Source organism: Collinsella aerofaciens ATCC 25986, from assembly GCF_964237925.1.
Lineage (GTDB): Bacteria > Actinomycetota > Coriobacteriia > Coriobacteriales > Coriobacteriaceae > Collinsella > Collinsella aerofaciens_BJ.
Genome location: NZ_CAXSKI010000010.1, coordinates 41796 through 61586, shown reverse-complemented (window position 1 = coordinate 61586; position 19791 = coordinate 41796). Strand labels below are relative to the sequence as shown.

16 protein-coding genes are annotated in these 19791 nt (G+C 56.0%); 4 read left to right on the top strand and 12 right to left on the bottom strand.

Annotation, left to right across the window (positions count from 1 at the left end):
* Positions 1 to 169: 169 nt before the first annotated feature.
* Together ACESWY_RS06295 and ACESWY_RS06290 are read right to left on the bottom strand one after the other, a co-directional pair.
* Entirely contained in the window at positions 170 to 2401 is a 2232-nt protein-coding gene (locus ACESWY_RS06295; RefSeq protein ID WP_138112759.1) for an N-acetylmuramoyl-L-alanine amidase family protein, read from the bottom strand.
* Between the two features lie 59 nt (positions 2402 to 2460).
* Complete coding sequence (locus ACESWY_RS06290; protein WP_158554609.1) at positions 2461 to 3681, bottom strand: PspC-like choline-binding domain-containing protein; 1221 nt, start codon at positions 3679 to 3681, stop codon at positions 2461 to 2463.
* A gap of 360 nt (positions 3682 to 4041) precedes the next feature.
* Between ACESWY_RS06290 and ACESWY_RS06285 the strand changes: the two genes are divergently transcribed.
* Positions 4042 to 4491, top strand: a complete 450-nt coding sequence (locus ACESWY_RS06285; protein ID WP_138112761.1) for a DUF4869 domain-containing protein — start codon at positions 4042 to 4044, stop codon at positions 4489 to 4491.
* Complete coding sequence (locus ACESWY_RS06280; RefSeq protein ID WP_117746656.1) at positions 4491 to 5468, top strand: translation initiation factor 2; 978 nt, start codon at positions 4491 to 4493, stop codon at positions 5466 to 5468. The genes ACESWY_RS06285 and ACESWY_RS06280 overlap by 1 nt, the downstream gene beginning before the upstream one ends.
* On the opposite strand, the gene ACESWY_RS06275 is transcribed toward ACESWY_RS06280, so the two are convergent.
* From ACESWY_RS06275 to ACESWY_RS06255, 5 genes are all read right to left on the bottom strand, one after another.
* Complete coding sequence (locus ACESWY_RS06275; protein ID WP_373093378.1) at positions 5465 to 7951, bottom strand: glycosyltransferase family 2 protein; 2487 nt, start codon at positions 7949 to 7951, stop codon at positions 5465 to 5467. The two genes, ACESWY_RS06280 and ACESWY_RS06275, sit on opposite strands and share 4 nt — an antisense overlap.
* On the bottom strand, positions 7952 to 9019 hold the full coding sequence (locus ACESWY_RS06270) for a glycosyltransferase family 2 protein (RefSeq protein ID WP_117746658.1): 1068 nt from the start codon (positions 9017 to 9019) through the stop codon (positions 7952 to 7954).
* A 12-nt stretch (positions 9020 to 9031) separates the two neighbouring features.
* Positions 9032 to 10150, bottom strand: a complete 1119-nt coding sequence (locus ACESWY_RS06265) for a glycosyltransferase family 2 protein (RefSeq protein ID WP_158554610.1) — start codon at positions 10148 to 10150, stop codon at positions 9032 to 9034.
* A 74-nt stretch (positions 10151 to 10224) separates the two neighbouring features.
* Entirely contained in the window at positions 10225 to 11265 is a 1041-nt protein-coding gene (locus ACESWY_RS06260) for a glycosyltransferase family 2 protein (RefSeq protein ID WP_373093376.1), read from the bottom strand.
* A gap of 6 nt (positions 11266 to 11271) precedes the next feature.
* Positions 11272 to 12375 (bottom strand): glycosyltransferase family 2 protein, encoded by a 1104-nt coding sequence (locus ACESWY_RS06255; RefSeq protein ID WP_373093374.1) that lies wholly within the window; start codon positions 12373 to 12375, stop codon positions 11272 to 11274.
* A 256-nt stretch (positions 12376 to 12631) separates the two neighbouring features.
* On the opposite strand from ACESWY_RS06255, the gene ACESWY_RS06250 reads away from it, so the two are divergent.
* Complete coding sequence (locus ACESWY_RS06250) at positions 12632 to 13651, top strand: glycosyltransferase (protein WP_329738938.1); 1020 nt, start codon at positions 12632 to 12634, stop codon at positions 13649 to 13651.
* 27 nt (positions 13652 to 13678) lie between these two features.
* On the opposite strand, the gene ACESWY_RS06245 is transcribed toward ACESWY_RS06250, so the two are convergent.
* The 5 genes from ACESWY_RS06245 to ACESWY_RS06225 all read right to left on the bottom strand — a co-directional run bounded on the left by ACESWY_RS06245 (position 13679) and on the right by ACESWY_RS06225 (position 18754).
* Positions 13679 to 15475 carry an AAA family ATPase gene (locus tag ACESWY_RS06245; RefSeq protein ID WP_373093371.1) on the bottom strand — a complete coding sequence of 599 codons (1797 nt, stop codon included), beginning with the start codon at positions 15473 to 15475 and terminating at the stop codon, positions 13679 to 13681.
* Between the two features lie 202 nt (positions 15476 to 15677).
* Positions 15678 to 17492 carry a VgrG-related protein gene (locus tag ACESWY_RS06240; protein ID WP_373093369.1) on the bottom strand — a complete coding sequence of 605 codons (1815 nt, stop codon included), beginning with the start codon at positions 17490 to 17492 and terminating at the stop codon, positions 15678 to 15680.
* A 128-nt stretch (positions 17493 to 17620) separates the two neighbouring features.
* A complete protein-coding gene (locus tag ACESWY_RS06235; protein ID WP_117746665.1) occupies positions 17621 to 18040 on the bottom strand; it encodes an HI0074 family nucleotidyltransferase substrate-binding subunit in 420 nt (139 codons plus the stop codon).
* Positions 18027 to 18314: a nucleotidyltransferase family protein gene (locus ACESWY_RS06230; RefSeq protein WP_055286556.1), complete on the bottom strand. Its 288-nt coding sequence runs from the start codon at positions 18312 to 18314 to the stop codon at positions 18027 to 18029. The genes ACESWY_RS06235 and ACESWY_RS06230 overlap by 14 nt, the downstream gene beginning before the upstream one ends.
* An 8-nt stretch (positions 18315 to 18322) precedes the next feature.
* Positions 18323 to 18754 carry an RrF2 family transcriptional regulator gene (locus ACESWY_RS06225; protein WP_055310594.1) on the bottom strand — a complete coding sequence of 144 codons (432 nt, stop codon included), beginning with the start codon at positions 18752 to 18754 and terminating at the stop codon, positions 18323 to 18325.
* A gap of 224 nt (positions 18755 to 18978) precedes the next feature.
* Here ACESWY_RS06225 and sufC point away from each other — a divergent pair, with 224 nt between their 5' ends.
* Positions 18979 to 19779 carry a Fe-S cluster assembly ATPase SufC gene (sufC, locus tag ACESWY_RS06220; RefSeq protein WP_161115979.1) on the top strand — a complete coding sequence of 267 codons (801 nt, stop codon included), beginning with the start codon at positions 18979 to 18981 and terminating at the stop codon, positions 19777 to 19779.
* The last annotated feature ends 12 nt before the right edge of the window (positions 19780 to 19791 follow it).

The following is a 19791-nucleotide window of genomic DNA, read 5'->3' as shown; positions in this document are numbered from 1 at the left end:
TAAATAGTTGGGCGCAATGCTGCAAAGAAAAGAAGAACTTACCGGCAGGGTTGAACCCGCAGGCTCATTGCCCCCTCCTCTTGCCCCCAAGAATACCGACTTCAAATAAACTTTCAAACCAGATGTCAAAAAGGTAGGGGGCCCAGAGAGTCCCCTACAACTCGGAATTCTAACGAATCAGTATTACTTTCGATGGGCCCAAAGCGGTCAAACCGGAGATGCGATTTCCATAACCATCACTATGCCAGAACAAATTTTCGCTCGGCGAATTGCCCCAGAAAAAGCCAATGTGGCTATCGTCCGCATATGGGTTGTAAGGATTGAAGAACACAATGTCCCCCTTACGAGCCAAACCACTACGTAACAACTCATCAATAGAGTTGAAATAAGTCACGTTCGCACACGTATCGATAGCGTAGCCGTACCAACGATAAGCGTTTACGCAGCCGCCCCTTCCGGGACCTCCACTCCAAGGGGAATGGCTCTGCTCGGCGGCAATGGGAGCTAAATTCCCGCCCGCCTTCATATATGCATGCGATACAAATCCACCACAATTCATGCCCGTATAACCGTCCCAACGCGGATCACCCTTTGGGTACATGCACGTTTCCTGGCTGAGATGCGTGTCGTAGCGTGTTCCACGGTAATAGCCGTCGTTTTCGTGGCTCATAAGCCAATTGACCAAGCTGGACCTATTGACCCCCAAAACAGAACCAGACGTATTCAACCATGCACCACTTGCATTGAAGTAATAGTCAACGCCATCGATTTTCAGCCACCCGTTAGCAAACATGGCACCCGAAGGCTGGAGCCAGTACCACGTACCGCCGTCATTAAGCCATCCAGTTTTCATCTTGAATGTGGAGGGGTCCATCCAATACCACGCACCGTTGACATATTGCCAACCAGACTTAAGGACACCATTGGAAGATGCGTAGTACCAAGTATTGCCACTTTCGTCAGAAGCGTCTTTCGACATAATCCAACCAGACGCCACGTTAACGACACCATTCGCATCCGCATAGAAAACCGCATCTCCAATATGAATCACACCTGGCAATGAAGACGAGTCAGTACGATCAGCGACTACAGGAGATCCATCAGATGAAGTAGGCAACGGCTCGCTCAGTGCTCCAGACGAATTCGCCCATACCATACCATCGTTCAAGTTGATCCAGCACGAAGATGCCATTGCACCGGAATCATAAGAAAAATAGCGCTTGCTTCCTACCGCAAATTCACCAGTACGCATTGCGCCGGATACATCATCAAGGTAATACCAGGCGCTTCCGGACTTTATCCATCGCCCTCGTTGAATAGCTCCGTTTGATGCGGCGTAATACCAAGTACCATCAGCAAGTGCCCAGCCTGTTGCCATGGCACCTGAGCTCGTAAGGAAATAGGTGGACGAGCCCACTTGCACAAAGCCCGTGAGCATAATATGGCTTCCTGGATCCAGGTAATACCAAGAATTCCCTAGAAGTAACCAACCTCCATGCAGTAAGCCGTTGGAGTCAGCGTAATACCAGTTGTTGTCAATAAGTGCCCACTGGGAGGATAGCATGGCCCCTGAACTGTTAAAGATATAAGAGGTGCCATTGCATTCATTCAGCCCGGTGGCCATAGAACCGTCTGCAGGATCAAGCCAGTACCAACGACCCCCATCCGAGAGCCAGCCCTTTACCAGAGCGCCAGAGCCGGAAAAATAATGCCAGACAGAAGCATCAAGATGCCATCCGATAAGCATTGCACCAGAAGAAGAGAATCCATACGTGGCTCCCCCAATCTGCAGCATCGCATCGTGGACCATCTTGCCCTCATCATCCAGCCAATACCAGTTGCTGCCGTCTGAAAGCCAGCCTTTTACCATGGCGCCAGAACCGGAGAAATAACGCCAAGCAGAAGTGGAGCCCGTAGAATCTAGGTACCAGCCGACACGCATTGCGCCCGAAGAGGAGAAGGCATACGTCGCACCCCCGACTTGAACCAACCCATCCTGAGCCATTCGACCTTCGTCGTCGAACCAGTACCAGCTACCGTCTATATGTCTCCAAGAAGAAACAGCGATTGTTCCGTCGGACAAGCCCCAACGCCAAAAACCAGCCCCTTCTTCGGGTGATATCCACCCCTGATGCCAAATAATTTGATTCGAAACCTCGGAAGGGGTCTCATTATCCACCTGAGAGTTCTGCTCGACAGCGAAGGTCGATTCGCGCTGAGCATCAACGCCTGACTCGACAGAAGCAATAGCAACGTTAGATGCGGGACCTTCGTCAGTGTTATTCGAATCAAGGGCGTATAACATCGAGGGCGAACCCAAAAGGAGCCCAAAAGAAATGAGGCCCGAAAAAGCCAGCACTCCGAATGACCATTTCTTCATAACAGCACGGTATCCAATCACGCAGCGGCCCCGTCGCTTCAGGGCAACGGGGCCTCAATCAAAACTAGCTCAGTAATGTGCTAGCCAATTTGCTGGCAGTTTTTGCACTCTCGTGAAGCGCCACGCCTCTGGGCCTCCTGAATAGAGATCTGCGAATAGCCCTTTGCGTCCTTACCAACGGTACGGCACTTATGCGTATGGTAAACATCGCTACCGTTCTTATACCAAACTAAACCGTAGCCCGGAATCCACTTGCCGTCCTCGCCGACATAGTAGGAGCCAACCCAGGCATTCGTAGCCATGGCACCGGAAGACTGGAGGTAGTAGTCGCCGACCCAGGCGTCGTGAGCCATAGCGCCGGAACCGCTAAAGTAGTACCAGGCGCCGCCGACCTGACGCCAGCCGGTGGCCATCGCGCCGGAATCGTCGAACCAGTACCAAACTCCACCAACGTTAGCCCAAGAGTTAGAGGCCATAGCGCCCGAACCTCCGAGCCAATACCACGTGCCGCCATTGCTGAGCCAGCCGGTTGCCATGGCGCCCGAACCGCTCGCATAGTACCAAGAGCCGCCTGCCAAGAACCAGCCAGTGGCCATTGCACCGGAGTCGCCGAACCAGTACCAGGAGCCGCCGAGGCTGCGCCAGCTGTTAGCGACCATGGCGCCCGAGCCGTCGAGGTAGAACCACGTACCGCCGATGTTGAGCCAGCCAGTGACCATCGCACCGGAGGCATTAGTGTAGTACCAGGTACCCGAATCGTTGATCCAGCCAGTCAGCATGACCCCAGATTCGTTGAAATAGTACCAAGCCCCGCCGAGATTATGCCAACCGGTCAATAGCTCACCGTCGGAGGTCGCATAGGACCACTTTCCGTAGATGGAGTCGTAGAACCAGCCACTATGCTGCATGCGGCCATCGGCGTTGGCACCAGGGGTGTTCAGGAAGTAGTTCTTGCCGTCAATCTGAACTCGGCCGTATGCCATATCATGGTTTTCGGGATAGAAGTAATACTTGTCCCCACCGATAGACTGCCAGCCCGACACCGCGGTCCCGTCAGCGCCAAAATAGTACCAGACAGCTTCGTATTCGTTATGCCACTGGTTCGTGACCATGGCGCCAGTTTCGGGATCGAAATAGCGAAGGTTGCCGTCCTCGCACCGAACGAGTCCAGTCTTCGGACGACCGTCGGAACACCATTCCGTAATCGGTCCACCGCCTCCGCCACCGCCAGCAATATCAGCAAATGAGGGCGCCGGGGCAACCGTCATGCAGGCAGCAGCAAATGCAACAACTCCCAGCACTGTTAGTCCGTGCCATCTTTCTCGAAGGTTTTTCATACGACATCCTTTTTCCGAGATTTAAGGCTCTCTTAAGTTATTTTTAAACTATCAATTCAGTATTTCAACGGGAAATCGATAAAAGGTGTCTTTGTGACTGCAATTTAAATATGAGTCGCCACACCTCAACCGTTACGCTAAATAGCTTCTAAGGCAAACTTAGCGCATGAGCGAACTGATTAAACGAGTGAACTGAATAATAAAGCAACAAAATACAAACCTTGGTCATCAATCACATCTACCGCGGGCCGATAACGCCCGCCTCATGTGCTGCGATATAATCAATCTCACTAGATGCCAAATCAGCAAGCCGAAGGAGCTGACGTGCTAACAATTCACTATGGTGATATGGAAAACGTTATCTACAACACGTCCGTTTACTTCGATAACGTATATTCGCCCCAGTGGTTTCAAGACTCCTTTGCCCAAAGGGTCATAAAATCCATCGACAAAGGCACCGTGGTAGGCCCCAATGCAATCGATACCAAGATTCTAGGCATCATTCCTCCCGAGAAACTATCCAGCGGCACCAAAACGCTACTGCTTATGTACTTTATGCCGCAGAATATATATAACGCCTCAAATTGCGGTGATAATTGCGCCTACTGGATTCTGAGGATCGCCGCGCAAAAGGATCTAACAATCAATCTCTACCACATAATGGATTTTGGAAACGGCAAATTCACGGTAACCATTGCAAATACGGGCGATATAGTCCACACAATGTTTGACCTTGTCCCCATAGCTGGAAAATGCCTAAGGGAGAACTCCTGATGCGCGGATCATACAAGGTAATTATTCAAAATAACCGGGTTCAGTTTAAACTGACCATCAATAGAAATCTGACCATCATCCAAGGTAACAGTGCTACAGGCAAGACAACTCTGCTTGATATGGTGGCAGCTCACGAAGAGCTTGGGGCACAAAGCGGCGTAACAGTAAGTTGCAAAGTGCCCTGTAAAACAATATCTGGAAAATATTGGCGTAGAGATCTCCAAGAGATTTCCAGCAGTATTGTTTTTATTGATGAGGGCAATACTTTTGTTCGATCAAGAGAATTTGCCCATGAAGCAAAGCGTAGCTCAAACTACTACGTAATTGTCGCCAGAGAGTCACTGCGCCAACTGCCCTATAGCGTTGATGAAATCTACGGTCTTAAGAACACCAACCGAACCACAACGAAGTATCCCGTTTACTCTCGTGTCTACACCTCTACATATCGTATTTACGGTGATACTGATTTTAGAGGCGAGAGGCCCGAGCTTGTCATTGTCGAGGACACAAATTCGGGCTACGAATTCTTCAGTTTGCTATGCAAAAAGAGCAGCATTAAATGCATCAGCGCGGGAGGCAAATCAAATATTTGCAACTGCATTATGGACGCACCGGAAAACGACATCCTCGTGATTGCCGACGGTGCCGCCTTTGGACCAGAAATTGCGGAAGCAGCTGCTCTATTGCGCCGAAAGAACATCAAGCTATTCCTACCGGAATCGTTTGAATGGCTCGTGTTGAAGTCGGGATTATTCAACAGCAAACACATTAAGGACATGCTGCTTAACCCCGCTGAACATATCGAAAGCTCAAAGTTCTTTAGCTGGGAGAAGTTCTTTACTGCAGAACTCATCGAATGCTCACGAGACACACGTTTTCGATATGACAAGAGCTGCTTGAACGAGGAGTACCTGAACCCCACCGCTCTTGCAGCTCTGGAGGATACTTTGCCGGACCTTGGCATTACTTCGCACTAAAACGAGAAGTACTCACTGTCGGAGGATAGGTTTGGTCCGAGCCACGGGTCGCCATCGAGGAAGAACTCAGGCCAGTGCTGCATGAACAGCGCCTGCTCACGCTTCCAGCGGCGCAGCTTTTCCTCGTTGGCCTCTTCCCTGCCGCGCGAGGTGAACTCGTAGTGGTACAGCTCGGCATAGGGCGTAAAGATGGTGCGGTAACCCGCCTCCCACACGCGCAGGCAAAAGTCTGCGTCGTTAAAACCGACGGCGAATTCCTCGTTGTAGCCGCCGACGCGCTCAAATACGTCGCGTCGCACCATCTGGCAGGCACCCGTCACGGCGCTAAAGTTGCCCGGGCGCACGGCACGGGCAAGATAGCCCTCGCGCTTTGCCGAGAAGTCCTGGTTGGCATGGGCAAGTGCGCCACGCACGCCAATCAAAATGCCGGCATGCTGCACCAGATGATCGGCAAAGTAGAGTTTGGCGCCCACCACGCCCGCATCGGGACGCTGCAGATAGCCCATCATCTCTTCGATAAAGTCCGGGCTTATGACCTCGGTATCGTTGTTCAGCAGCAGCAGGTAGTCACCCTTGGCGTGCTTCACACCAAAATTGATGATCTGAGAGTAATTGAACTCGCCCGGCCAGTACACAACGCGCGCGATGCCCTTGCCTTCGGATGCTGCAGCCACGCGCTCTGGCAGGGTTTCGTAATACGCAAACGTCTCCGGGGCTTCACTGTTGTTCTCCACCAAGACGATCTCGTAATTGGTATACGTGGCCTTCTGGGCGATCGACATCACACAGGCATCGAGCGTCTCAATGTGATCCTTGGTGGGGATCACAATGCTCACCAGCGGCGCAGGCTCCGGCAGCGCATGGCGCATGCGGTAGACAAACGGCGTCTCGGTCTCCTCGACCGTTCCGTGAACGCCCAGCGCGTTAAAGTGGCGCTGCAGCGCAAGACGACCCGCTTCAATGGCATACGGCTTGCTATCGGCAGAGCCATCGGCGGTCGATCCCGGATGCACGCGCCAGTGATACAGCACATGCGCAACGTGCTCAAAGCGCGCGCCGGCTGCAAGGCAGCGAAGCGTCAAGTCGTAGTCCTGGGCGCCCGCAACGTCTTCTGGGGACATACCAATGTGATCGATGAGCGCCTTCTCCACCATCAGGAAATGCGTCACGCAGTTATGGCTATAGAGCAGGTCGACGTTGAGTACGGTCTTAAAGACCGGCTGGCCCCACTCCCCCGTTTTCTGGAACATGTCCTCATCACAGAACAGGACCTGGGGACGCTCGCCCTCGGCCGCCTTGTTCAGCGCGGAAACATACTGGAATAACGCGTCCGGTTCCAGAATGTCATCGTGGTCCAAGAAAGCGATGTAGTCGCCTGTCGCTTGCTCGATACCTGCGTTGGTGTTGACCACAATGCCGCCGTTGCCGGGAAGCTCGATGCGACGGATGCGCTCGTCGTTGGCACCTGCCGCAAGGGTGGCCACCGCGTCCCATTCGGGCGAGGCGTCCATAAGCAGCAATTCCCAGTTGTCATAGCTCTGGGCTTGCACCGATTCCAGCAGCTCGCGCAGGTAGACCCGATCAGTCTTGTAGCACGGCACCACAATGCTCACGAGCGGTCTATAGGCAAAGGCCGCCGAAGCGACACGCTGGCACGCCAAATCGCCCGGCTTTGCGCGATGCTGCTCAAACCAACGTCGATAAGCTGCGTCGTCTGCACGCGCGTCCTTCATACGGTTCCAGCTGTCGTCGACCATGCCGTTGTACAGGCGACCATCCATGGCGCAAAACCCGCTTTGGATCCGCTCTGTGGGATCGCTCACGATCGCGACAAAATCTCGTATATCCTGAGGCATCTCAACGCTCAGATACGATTTATTGATGCGGCATCCGTTCTGCTGCGGAACATCGACCTGCGATTCAAACACATGCACGGTAACATCGATGGCATTCATATGCGTATCGAAGATCTGGAGCTCAGGCGCGCACTGGGGGTCTCCCGCCCAGGTAACCTCATAGCGCCACACCGCGCCGACGTCTGCCGGCAAATAGCGAATGGCATCGATCTCGTAGCGGCCGCAGTGTTCGCCACGCTGCGCATCGCGGATAAGCGCGCACAGCGCAGGCTTTGCTTTGTAGTTAATCTTGGATTCCAATTTGGCCACGCGGCTATCGAGATGAATAGAGCCCAACCTTTGGCCACCGGATGCAAAAACGGCATCCATCGACGAGCCATCCAAAAACGGAAGCACCAAAACGGCGAGCTCGCGCTCGTAATCGGAAACAGAAGGGCATAGCGCCAGCACACGGCCATGATCGACCGGGAGCACCAGTGACGGCAAACAAGAACCGCTCGTAGTCGCATGGGCAAACGCCTGAGAGGCCTCCCGCTCAATAAGCGCGGCGACATCCTGACCGGCAAAACGAAGCAGCACAAAAAGACGGCCCTGGCTGCGGCAAAGTGCCAAACGCTTGATACTCATCTACACTTCTCGCTTTCCCAGGGCGTTCGCTGCCACGCGCTTGCAGGCACCCAGGCGCCCAAACCTCAAGACATCGTAATCGAACATGAGCTTTTTGCACGCACGGACATTGGGGGCCTTGCTGGTAAGCGCCGCACGCACCATAGCAGCAACAGAAGGAGCGCATTGTGCGAGCGCAGCATCGCTGCCCACGGCAGAACCGGCAAGCGCCGTGGCAACGGCAGCAAACACCTTGCCGCAATCCGTACTCAACAGCCTGAGCGCATCGTACAGCACCAGATCGCAGAGGAAGTACGCCAGGTCATCGGCATGCTGAGCATCGAGACCGTCGCGCTGCCAGTCAGCCAGCACCGCAGAGTAAATCTTCACGTGCTCCAGCAGACGCGTCTCGTCGTCGTAGCGCATGGTGTCCATGAGCGAACCCTTGCGCGCCACGCGGTAATCATACAGCTTGTTCGAGATAAGCGCGGTCTTGTGCGAACGACCGTACACGGCAAAATCGAAGACCTGGTCCTCGCCATACTTAACGGTTTCGTCGAATACGATCCCGTTGCCCAGCAAAAACTCACGCTTGCAGGCGGTGCGCCATGCAAACGGGCGAGATGCTTCCTTAAACAGTAGGTCGGAGCTATAGCCTTCAAACGACACATCGCGCGGGCTCAGCACATAGTTAAGCCACGGATACCCCGCCTCAAGCGGATACGGATTCGCGCCAAAGGTCAAAACGTCGCAGTCCTCGCGCTCAAAGGCATCGACGATCACGCGGCATGCATCGGGCGTAAATCGGTCGTCGGAATCCAAAAACGCAACGATAGGCGCCGTGGACGCGGCGATGCCTGCATTACGCGCACTCGACAGGCCGCCGTTCTCCTTATCGACCAGCGTAAAGCGCGCGTCCTTTTCGCAATAGGCAGCCGCAATATCGCGCGAGCCGTCCGGCGAGCCATCGTTGACCAGCACGCCTTCCCAATCGGGCATGTCCTGCGCAAGCAGGGAGTCCAGGCACCAGGCCAGGCACTCCTCCACTTTATAGATGGGAACGACAACGGAAATCTTGGGGGTAGCCATAGTCACTCGCTCCTACTGTGCGGCCGGAACGTCATCGGGGTGCGGGTTGTCGCCGTAGGTGCACTGATACGTCAGCACACGCCAGACCAGCGGCAGGCCGCCAATCTTAAAGTAATGCTTAAACGTATTGAGCTTGCCCGGCTTCTTAAAGTCAAAGCGCGAATCGATATAGGCGCGGGGCGACTTGACCATCAGGCGCAAGTCGGTCTCGCCACGCGGATCAAACAGCGACAGATCAAAGCGACCGGCATCCCAGTCGGCCTTGAGCTCGGACGAGGCTTTCTTCCAAAACTGCTCGCGCAGTTCATCGACCAGGCGCTCATCGTTCCAACGGTACGTATCGACTTTCATGCGCATTAAAATACCCTGAAGCTGAGCCTTAAGCTCGGGGCGTTCATCCAAAAAGCGCTGCATCTCGGCGTATTCGTCGCACACGCAAAATACCTTGTTGGGCGAATTAACGGAGCTCTTCTCGTTGTCTTGGCGATAGCACAAAATGGGGTCCGCGATAAACGCAGCACGCTCGGCGCATGCCCAGACCTTAAAGTTAAAACCCGCATCCTGATACGAGGCACCCGGCGTGGGAAGGAAGCGAATCTGATTGTCGTTGAGGAACGCGCGCCGATAGATAGCCGACCAAATGGAAGGTTTGCGGTAGAAGATGCCCGGGCGATCGACGGGGCGATACGCGGCGCCCGTCATATGCTCGTCGATAATCCCAAACAGCTCACGTCGCTCGCTGGGCGTGGACCAATACAGATAAAAGTCGCCCTTTACCGCATCGGCATGCTCAGCATCGGCCTTGGCGACCAGCTTTTGAAGCGAATCCTCAAACATAAAGTCGTCGGACTCAAGGATGCCCACGTACTCACCGCGCGCCATCTCCAGGCCACGGTTCATCGAATCGCCGTAGCCGCTGTTGGCCTTGTCGATCATCTTTACACGGGGGTCGTGCTCCATGTACTCGCGGATGATATCCGGCGAGCTATCGGTGGAGCCGTCGTTGATGCAGATGATCTCGATGTCATTGAGCGTCTGCGCCACGGCGGAATCGAGGCACACGCGCAGATAGCGCTCGACATTGCAAATGGGGACAAGCAGCGAAACTTTAGGGGTATCAGAGTTCTGCAAGAGAACCTCCCGTTGAATAGCGTGTAACAGGGTTATTTTAGCAGCCGAGTTGCGGCGGGCGGCAGCGCTTGGAATTATAGAAAGCGCTCCAGGCAGGCTTTGAGACCGCGAGTCGAAAGATAGAACAGCGTGGCGTCTGCCATCGAAACGCCCGAGGTCGCCGCAACGAGCTTGTGGGCAACACGGCGAACGGCACCCTTAGCAGGCATATCCGCCCACTCCGTTCCCAAAAACGTCGTGAGGTCCATGTTGACGCGAGCCGCCACGCGATGGAAGTCATCGGAATCCAAGCGCGCCAAATCAAACACGATAAGGTCCAAAAACCAAGTTATCAGCTCGCCGGGACACAGGTCCAAAAAATCGTAGGCCGCCCAGTCCTCCAAGACCTCCTCGAGCATCCTCATGTGGGCGTCAAGCTTTTTGGCGCGAGCCTCGGCACTGTTGAACTCGTGCGTCGCCGATTCACTCTCCATCACGTAGTGGTAGAACTTGTCCGGCATGACGACGGTCTTGTGGGCAAGCGCATAAGCCGCAAATTGGAAGACGACGTCCTCGCCCAAAGCCAGACCGGGGGCGAAGCGAATGCCTTCGCGATTGAGCAGCTCGCGCGAAAAAGCCGCACGGCAGGCATAGGGCTGCGCATTCGAATGGAACAGCAGTTGGGGATCACGGGCGCCGAAGGTGCCAGCTTTGGGGCTCATGAGTTGCTGGACACGTTTGGGGGCAGCATCGGCAGGTTCACAGACGCCGCCAAAAACGGCGGCCTCGGCATCTGCAGATTCCATGGCATGCAGCACGCGCTCGATCGTCTGGGCATCGATGTAATCGTCGGCGTCCACAAAAAAGACGGTCTCGCCCTCGGCGGCATCGATTCCGGCATTTCGAGCACACGAGACGCCCGCGTTTTCCTGGTCAATCACCAGTACACGATCGTCGGCCTGCGCGATCCGGCGCAACACGTTCAACGAATCATCGGTCGAACCGTCGTTAACGCAGACAACCTGAATCGAGCGCTCGGACTGAGCCAACAGCGAATCGACACATCGCTGAATGGAGCGCGCAGAGTTGTAAACGGGGACGACAATGGTAGCTTTAGGACACGAGGCCTCTCCCATGCCGACCTACCCCCTCAGCGATTCGATGAGGAAGGCAGCAACCACGCCTGGGCCTCCAACCGAGGCGTAATACTTAGCACGCCCCAAGGCACCATCCGTCGCAAAACTCGAGTGCTCGTCAACCCAGCCCTCAGGATCTTTGAGGATGGCAGCGAGATTTGCGCGCTTCCACGGCTTGAGGTCATCAAGCGAAAAGTCCCCGGCGTCCAAGGCCGCTTGGAACTCCTTGGCCATCTGAACCAGGAACTCCTTATAGAACTTGGGCGCCAGGCGCACGTAGTTCCACATGTACGAATCGTACTTAATGAGCTGATTAAACTTGAGCATGCGCGCGACATCGCCGCTTGCGTGGTCGCGGGCATAATCCTCTCGAATCCAACGCTCAATCTCGGCATACTCGGTATTGACGCAAAAGACCTTAGCCGAAGAATTGACCGAGGAATTCTCGTTGTCCTGGCGATACGACAACACGGCATCATGCAGGTAAACAGCCTTATCGGCGCACGCGATCACCTTAAAGGCGAATGACGTGTCCTGAAAGGATGCCCCCGGAGTCGGCAAGAACTTGATGCCGTTGCGCTCAAGAAAATCGCGACGGTACACGGCCGACCAAATCGACGGCTTTTGCTTAAAGAACTGCGTCGTATCGCTCGGGTGCACTGGCTTGCCACAGTCCTTGGCTTTAAACATCTCGTGCAGCGAACGGCGCTCCTCGGGCTTAGACCAGTAGAAATCAAAGTTCGCCTTCGCAAAGTCGGCATTATTGCTATCGGCGGCCGAGACAAGTTTTTCGAGTGCGTCGGACGCCATAAAGTCATCGGACTCCAAGATGCCAACGTACTTGCCACGCGCCATCTCCAGGCCGTGGTTCATCGAGTCGCCGTAGCCGCTGTTGGCCTTGTCGATCATCTTGACGCGCCTATCGCGCTCCATATACTCGCGGATAATCGCCGGCGAGTTGTCGGTCGACCCGTCGTTAATGCAGATGATCTCAATATCCTTGAGCGTCTGCGCCAGGGCGGAATCGAGGCACTCGCGCAGGTAGCGCTGAACATTGTAAATGGGAATAAGCAGCGACAGAACAGGGCTGCCAGAGGCGTTAGTAGACAAATGTGCTCCTTAGGAAATACCTGTCGTTTCATGGTATCAAAGGGTCAGCGCGCCAGCGGGCGTTTATATAATCTATGGAGCCTCTTGCGGGCAAAGCAGCCCCACGTCATGCGGCGGGCCCATGGCAGGTTCCTGCGTTTTATTAAAAGCTTGCCGTCAAGGTGCGCCGACCCTTTACAATAGGACAGTCCCAAGGACGTATTCGATAGCTTCCGTGCAGCGCATGCGCGCCGCGCGTGAAAGGATATATTGCCCCATGTCTTCAACCCTTCCCGCTCCCATCGATAAGCTCGCCATCGTCGTCGTTACGTACAAGCGCCAGGAACTCCTGGCCAACCTGTTCGACTCCATGACCGAGCTCACGGCAACGCCCTGGCGCATCGTGATCGTCGATAACGAGAATTCGCGCGAGACCGAGGCCATGTGCACCGCATTCAACGAACGCCTGGCCAACCTGTGGGGCATCGACACCGAGCAGCCCGACGCGAAGGGCGGCACCGACCGCGTCATCTACGCCCCGCAGCTCGAAAACGGCGGCGGGGCGGGCGGCTTTTCCGCCGGCACCAAATGTGCCTACGACCTGGGCGCCCAGTGGTTTTGGGTCATGGACGACGACGTGCTCGTCATCCCCGAAGGCATCGAGCGCCTTGCCAAGTGGACCGACCGCTACGATGTCATCCAGGGTTCGCGCCTGGACTTCGACGGTGGCGCCTTCTTTTGGCAGTACCAGCTTATCCTTTCGCTTGGTATCCCCAACCCCATCGCTAAGTGGGACCTGGGCCCCGAGGGCTACCGCGCCATGAACCAGCTGTGCTTTGAAGGCGGCCTGTTCTCGCGTCGCGTGGTCGACAAGATCGGCCTGCCCGACGCGCGTTTCTTTATCTACGGCGACGATGCCTGCTACGGCTACGTGGCCAGCCAGCACTTCCCCGCCGCCGTGGTCGCCGACGTGGTTCTCAAGCGAGCCCGTGCCGTCTCTAACTGGGATATCGCGGGCAAACGCCAGCTCAACTCCACGAGCGACACCAACCGCTACTACATCATGCGCAACCGAGGCTTCCTCGCTCGCTACATGCAGATTTACGGCGACTACCACCCCATCTTGTTCCGCTTGGGCAACGCCGCGACCTTCTGCAAGGAGTTCATTCGTCTGGCAGCCGTCGACAAGTGCTTTAAGACCGGCATTCCGGCGCTGCGCCGCGGCATGAAAGACGCCCGCAAGATCATCAAGGATCCCGACTGGAAGCCCATGCCGCCCATGAAGGACACGGATTAGCGGGCACCCCCGCAGCATCGCCTGCCCCTACAGCCGCTGGCACACCGCTGCCACATGCTGCCCGTCAAAACCGAATCCCCAGCGCATACGGCCCACACCGGGTCGCGGCACGCGAATCTTGTCGATGCCGTCGCGCTCTATGTCGAGCAGCGCCTGAACGGCCAGCAGCTCCAGGCCCAGCGCATCCACACCGGGGTCACACATCAAGTTGATTGTTATCAGCGGACGCTCTTCGAGCATGCCGATCGTGTCTGCCACGTCAAACACAGAGCCCGTAGGAAAAACCTGAATGTCCCAGCGATTCGCGCCACGCTTTCGCCTCGAGGCAGGATTGGCATAGCCCGGCAATCCAAAGCAGAGTCCCTGCAAGAGCAGGTGATATGGCAGCGGCGCATCTGGGTCGGTCGAACCGATTCCCGCATCTCCCAGGATGCGGTCTAGCGCCCGCCTCACCGCATCCTCGTTCCCACGACACAACCCGTCGCGAAACGCATCGACATCCCGAATGTCTTCGGCAGCACACTCAAACCACTCAATAATCACCAGACGCAAGGCTTGGCGAAGCTCATTATTGGGCAACCGCAGAGCACGGAGGCGACTGCCATGTTCCGGCTCCTCAGTCATATCTGTCGTGAGGAAACCGGACAGATACAGCGCCGTCCACAGGTCATCATCAGACGAGGCCTCCGGCCCCGCAGTGCCCAAACAAAGCGGGGCCTCAACACATCCATGGGGCTCGAGCAAATCGAACAAGACCGAAAGACGCTCGAGATTCCACCCGGCAACTACCCTACTCAGGCAATCGGCATATCCATACAGATCGGCATGCACGGGCGCCGTGCAGCCTCGGTCCAGAAAACCGATCACGCGTGCCGGACTCGAGCAATAGGCCCTGCCAAACCGATACCCCTCGAGCCATTCACGCGCATCATCAAGATATTCCTCGCGCCCAGCATGATTCAAAAGAGCCTGGACCTCGGCATCCGAAAAGCCGAACCAACGGTCACACCAGGTCGAAAGCGGCGTCGTCAGACAATACGAGCAGCCATGCAAAGAAAGCGCCGCTTCGGCAGGGCCGGGACGCTCCCCCATCAAACACGTCAGCCGCAACGAATCGCGCGCAGTGGCAATGGCATCGAACAGCACGCGATCGAATAGCCCTGCCGGATCGGCGTCGGAAGCGTCCCTCGCGCTCGCACGGCGAGACCACGCCGCATCGTACCCATCAACGAGCAATACAACCTGCTCATCGCAGGCCATCTCCAGCAGCTCAATGAGCACACCGAGCACCGAGTCAACCTCGTCCGCGCTCGCCACGCCACGCGCGACGCGTTCGATGTGACGCACCTTATCTCGAGCTAAATCCGGAGCCTCCAAGAGCGCCAGCCAGCGAGCGCACTCGCCCGAAAGGGCATCGCGCACGACGCTGGCAACAGCGGGGCCACGCCTCGCAGCGCCAGAAAAGTCCAGCGATATCACCGGATAGCAAGCATGCTCATCCCGATAGCGCCCGCCGTCCGCATCCCAAATCTGAGCATCGGCAAACAAACGCTGACCAGAGCGACCGACCGCTGGACGCTCCAGAAAAGCCCTGAGCATCGACAAGTTCATGCTCTTGCCAAAACCCTCGGGTCGACAGCACACCACAACGGACGCGTCGCAGTCCAACACATCGGCAATAAACATGGTCTTGTCAACCAGCATGCAGCAACCAAGAACCTCCGCATAGTCGTGCACGCCAATGGGCAAAGCCGCATCGTCGGCACAGCCGATCAAACGCACGCCAAAGCCGTCAGCACAACCATTATTTGCCTGTTCAGACACCAAAACGTTCCCCCTAAATCGCAACACGATGCCAATTGTAATGACCGCCTCGCGCGTACCGATGTCGCCGCGCAAACATATCGGGCAACGGTAGCAACAAGAGGTATGAGGGGGCACAACTAATCGTTGCACAACAAAACGGGGCCCGACGCATTCGCACCGGACCCCGTCCCGACTCTTTAGTTATCTGGCAACCGAGAGGCTACTCCTCCGAGCCGTCCTCCCCAGAAGCCTTCTTCTGCTGATCGAGCTTATGCTTACCACTTACGATAGACGTAGCGCCCAGTGTGGCCAAGCTCGCGCTGGCAAGGCTCGCCATAACGATAAGGTCGCCCGTCTTGGGCATATTACCGCCCGAAGTCTTAGTCGTTGTAGTGGTGGTTGTAGTGGTCACCGTCTTGGAGTCATTTTGCTCCTGGTTCTGTTTGTCGGTGTTGCCCTTACTGCTGTCCTCGCCCTGCTGCTTTCCGTCCTCGGTCTTGTCCTTGTTTTTGTCCTTCCCCTCAGATTCAGACTTCTTACCCTCGTCCTTCTTCTGAGTGGACTTGTCGTCCTTCTCCTCAGAGCTAGAACCCTTATCAGATTCGGTCTTCTCGGAAGCCTCATCCTTGAAGTCGCCCTTTGCGGCCTCGGTCTTTTCCGTGGAAACCTGATCAGAGTTGTCCTTGTTCTGAGTCGAGCCATTATTGACGCCAGCCATCAGCGAAGAGCCCAGCGTAGAACCAAGCTGCACGGAGAAAGAGGGCTTCTTATCCGGCGAAGCAACGGGAGCGTCCGGCGCCTTATTCGAGTCGTCCTTGGAAGCATCGGAATCAGGGGTTGCGTCAGAGCCAGAGCCGTTGTTAGAGCCAGTGTCAATGGACGAATCACTCGAGCCGGTAGATGAGTTAGAGGTGTCAGCGTCGGTCGAACCAGAAGCGTCGCTGCCCGTATTGCCGGCAGAGCTTGAAGACGAATCGCCCGCAGCAGAGCCGTTCGAATCGGAGCCGTTCGAGGTAGAGCCGTCGTTGGTAGTGCCACCAGCAGAGCCATTACCGTCAGCATCGGTCGAGGGCGCATCCATCCTATCATCGTTGGCATCGTCACTCGAGTCGTCATTCGAATCAGGTGTCGGCGAGGGCGCCGGCGTAGGCTCGGGCTGCACGGGCGTCGCAGCGGCAGCCTCATCCTCGGCGATAAAAACCAAGCAGTCCTTCAGCTCATTCTTATAACGATTCTTCCAGCCCTCATGATACTGGGGCTGACTCGAAAACTTAGTGGCGACATTGTTGACCACACTATTGGAGAGCGCCGTCACAAACTCGCGGTCGGACATATCGTTGGAAAGATTCGCCCAGCGGAAAAAGTCCCTGCAGCCACCAGTGCCGCACATGTTGGTAATGCTCCACACCATGCCCTTGACGCAATCGGCGCGGCCCGAAATATCAATACCCAGGCCGCTCTTGAGCCACGCCTCGGTCACCGCATAGTACGAGTTGTACGCATACGCATCCTGCAGAGCCGAAAACTCAGCAGGATCGGTGTTATAAGCACCCTGGAAGGCCTCCTGTGCAATACGGCCCAGCTCGGTAAGCTGGCCGTTCTCGTACATGGCATTGCTCGCGTTGGAAATCTCGCTGCCGCGATCAATCGCATCCTTGAGCATGCCGTACTTGGCAGAATCGTAGTTGTAGACCTGCTTCATAAACGGAATGAGCGACCAACGACGGTCGAACTGGTAATAGCCCAGCGCGTTGTAGCCGTCACCATACGAAAAGCCCTGGTTATAGTTGCCATGGCTCTCGTACTTGGTAAAGTACTTCATCTCGGGAGTCACGTTGACAAACGAAACGCCCTGGACCGACCTCAGCACGCCCGAGAAGGACTGCTGGGTGTAGAGACCTTTGTCGATATCGGTGGCATCCGAGGCAACGCCCGGCGTGGGCTCCTCGGCGGCGGCGGGTGCCGGCGCGGAAACGGCGCCAAACGAAAGCGCCAGCGTCAGGCCCGCGACAATCGCGGAATGCTTGGGCTGCATAAAATCCTCCCTGCATTGGTGTAGTTAAAGTTCAGTTTGCAAAGATAAAAATAAGTATTGCAGCTCGCCCGTTGTTACACAACAACCCCTCGGTAAACGGCAACAACCCTCCGCGAAATCTTAAGGAATTAGACAAACTGGTCGTCGGGCGCCAACAGAAGCTCGCCGTAACGTTTCGTCAGCCCGTCTCTCAACTGACAGAAAGCGGGAATATAGACGTTCAAGATGCGCTGAATCAAATCTTGAGCGAGCTTGTTGTCGTAGATATGGACGTTCGTATTGCGGTCTCTGAGCATATCCAGCCAGGCTGCCTCATCAATAAAGTCGTAGAATCGGTAGGACTCCTTCAAGATGGCACGAGGAGACCCCGACGCGGCAAGCGTGGCGCCCTCATACTCGAGCAGACGCTTAAGGAGCTTCCAGCTCAGTTCAAATTGAAGATTGAACTTATTAATCAATCCACTCTGAACAAAATCATTGTTGAGATCCTGATTGGGCGCATCCTCAAGATTCGCCAAGGCGCTAACAAAGTTCTCATATTTTTTCATACAGAATCACACCATCCTTGGCAATCTCATCGAGCAATTGCTGCGATAGGGACTCGTCGAGATTGACGACATCTACATCTAAAAGAGTATCAAGATGTTCCTCGATCAAATATGAGAAACGGCCGAAATCCCGGCAACCTGCTACGGCGATGTCAATATCGCTCTTGGGCAAGTTGTCGCCTCGAGCACGAGAACCAAACAACACGACCTTCTCGGCGTCACATTCCCGAGCAAAAACTTCGATTTGCTTGTACACCTTGTCGAGAGATGCCATTTGCACCCCTACAGCTTAATGTCAAAGTTGATTTCGGGGACGGCGGCCAGGTCGGCCAACGTCACGCCGTCGACGTACTTTTCGATCACGTCGTCCAGGCCGCGCCAGAACTTGACGGTCGAGCACAAATCGCTGCGGGTGCAGCTGTTGTCGATGCCGTCGCACGCCACGGGCGCCGTGCTGCCCTCGACGGCGCGCAGGATGTCGCCGGCACGCACCTCGGCTGGATCCTTGGCCATCATGTAGCCGCCGCCCTTGCCGCGCACGCTCTTAAGCAGGCCCGCCTTCATAAGCGGACGAACCAGCTGCTCCAAATACTTTTGTGAGATATGCTCACGGTCGGCAACCTCGCGCAAGGCAATCTTGCCCTCGGCGTCGCCCAGCGCCGCGATATAGATCATCAGCCGGAGGGCATAGCGGCCCTTGGAAGAAATGAGCATACCTACCCTCCCATCGCATCTGGGACAACATAACCAGGTCTGTTTGTCCCAAATCTTAAGTAAGTGGGACAAACAAACCTTGTTATTTTGTCCCACATCTAGAAAAGTCGAGTGGATTAGTCGGGTTTTCCCTTGACTAACGCCGAACCCATAGTAACTTTATTCCGAGAAGATTCCTAGGGTTTAGTACACCTATGAGTACACCATATACAGAGAGGGACAGCATGAGCGCAAATCCGCTGCTTTCCATCGATGGTCTCACCGCCTCCGTGGACGAGAAGACCATCCTCCACAATGTCAACCTCAACGTCGCCACCGGTGAGACCCACGTGCTGATGGGCCCCAACGGCGCCGGCAAGTCCACCCTCGGCCACCTGGTCATGGGCGACTCCGTCTATACCGTCAACGACGGCCGCATCGTCTTTGACGGCCAGGACATCACCGAGCTCACCACCGACAAGCGTTCGCGCGCCGGCCTGTTTCTGAGCTTCCAGGCCCCGGTCGAGATCCCGGGCGTGCCGCTGTCGAGCTTTTTGCGTGCCAGCATCGCTGGCCGCCCCGGCCTGGAGATGAAGGGCAAGGAGTTCCGCCGTCGCGTCAAGGAGCTCGCGGCCGAGCTCAACATGGACACCGCCTACCTCAACCGTGAGCTGGGCGTGGGCTTCTCGGGCGGCGAGAAAAAGAAGGTCGAGATGCTCCAGCTTCTGCTGCTGCAGCCCAAGCTCGCCATCCTGGACGAAACCGACTCCGGCCTGGACGTCGACGCCCTTTCCACCGTCAGCCACGGCATGGACGCCTACCGCAAGAGCTGCGACGGCTCCATGCTCATCATCACGCACAACACGCGTATCCTGGAGCACCTGGATGTCGACCGCGTCCACGTTATGGTCAAGGGCCACATCGTACGCGAGGACGACGCCTCGCTGATCCCCTGGATCGACAAGAACGGCTTTGAGACCTTCGAGCGCGAGGCCGCCGAGCAGCGCGCCCAGGCCGAGTCCGCCGTTGCCGAGCAGCAGGCGTAAAGGGGCGACGCA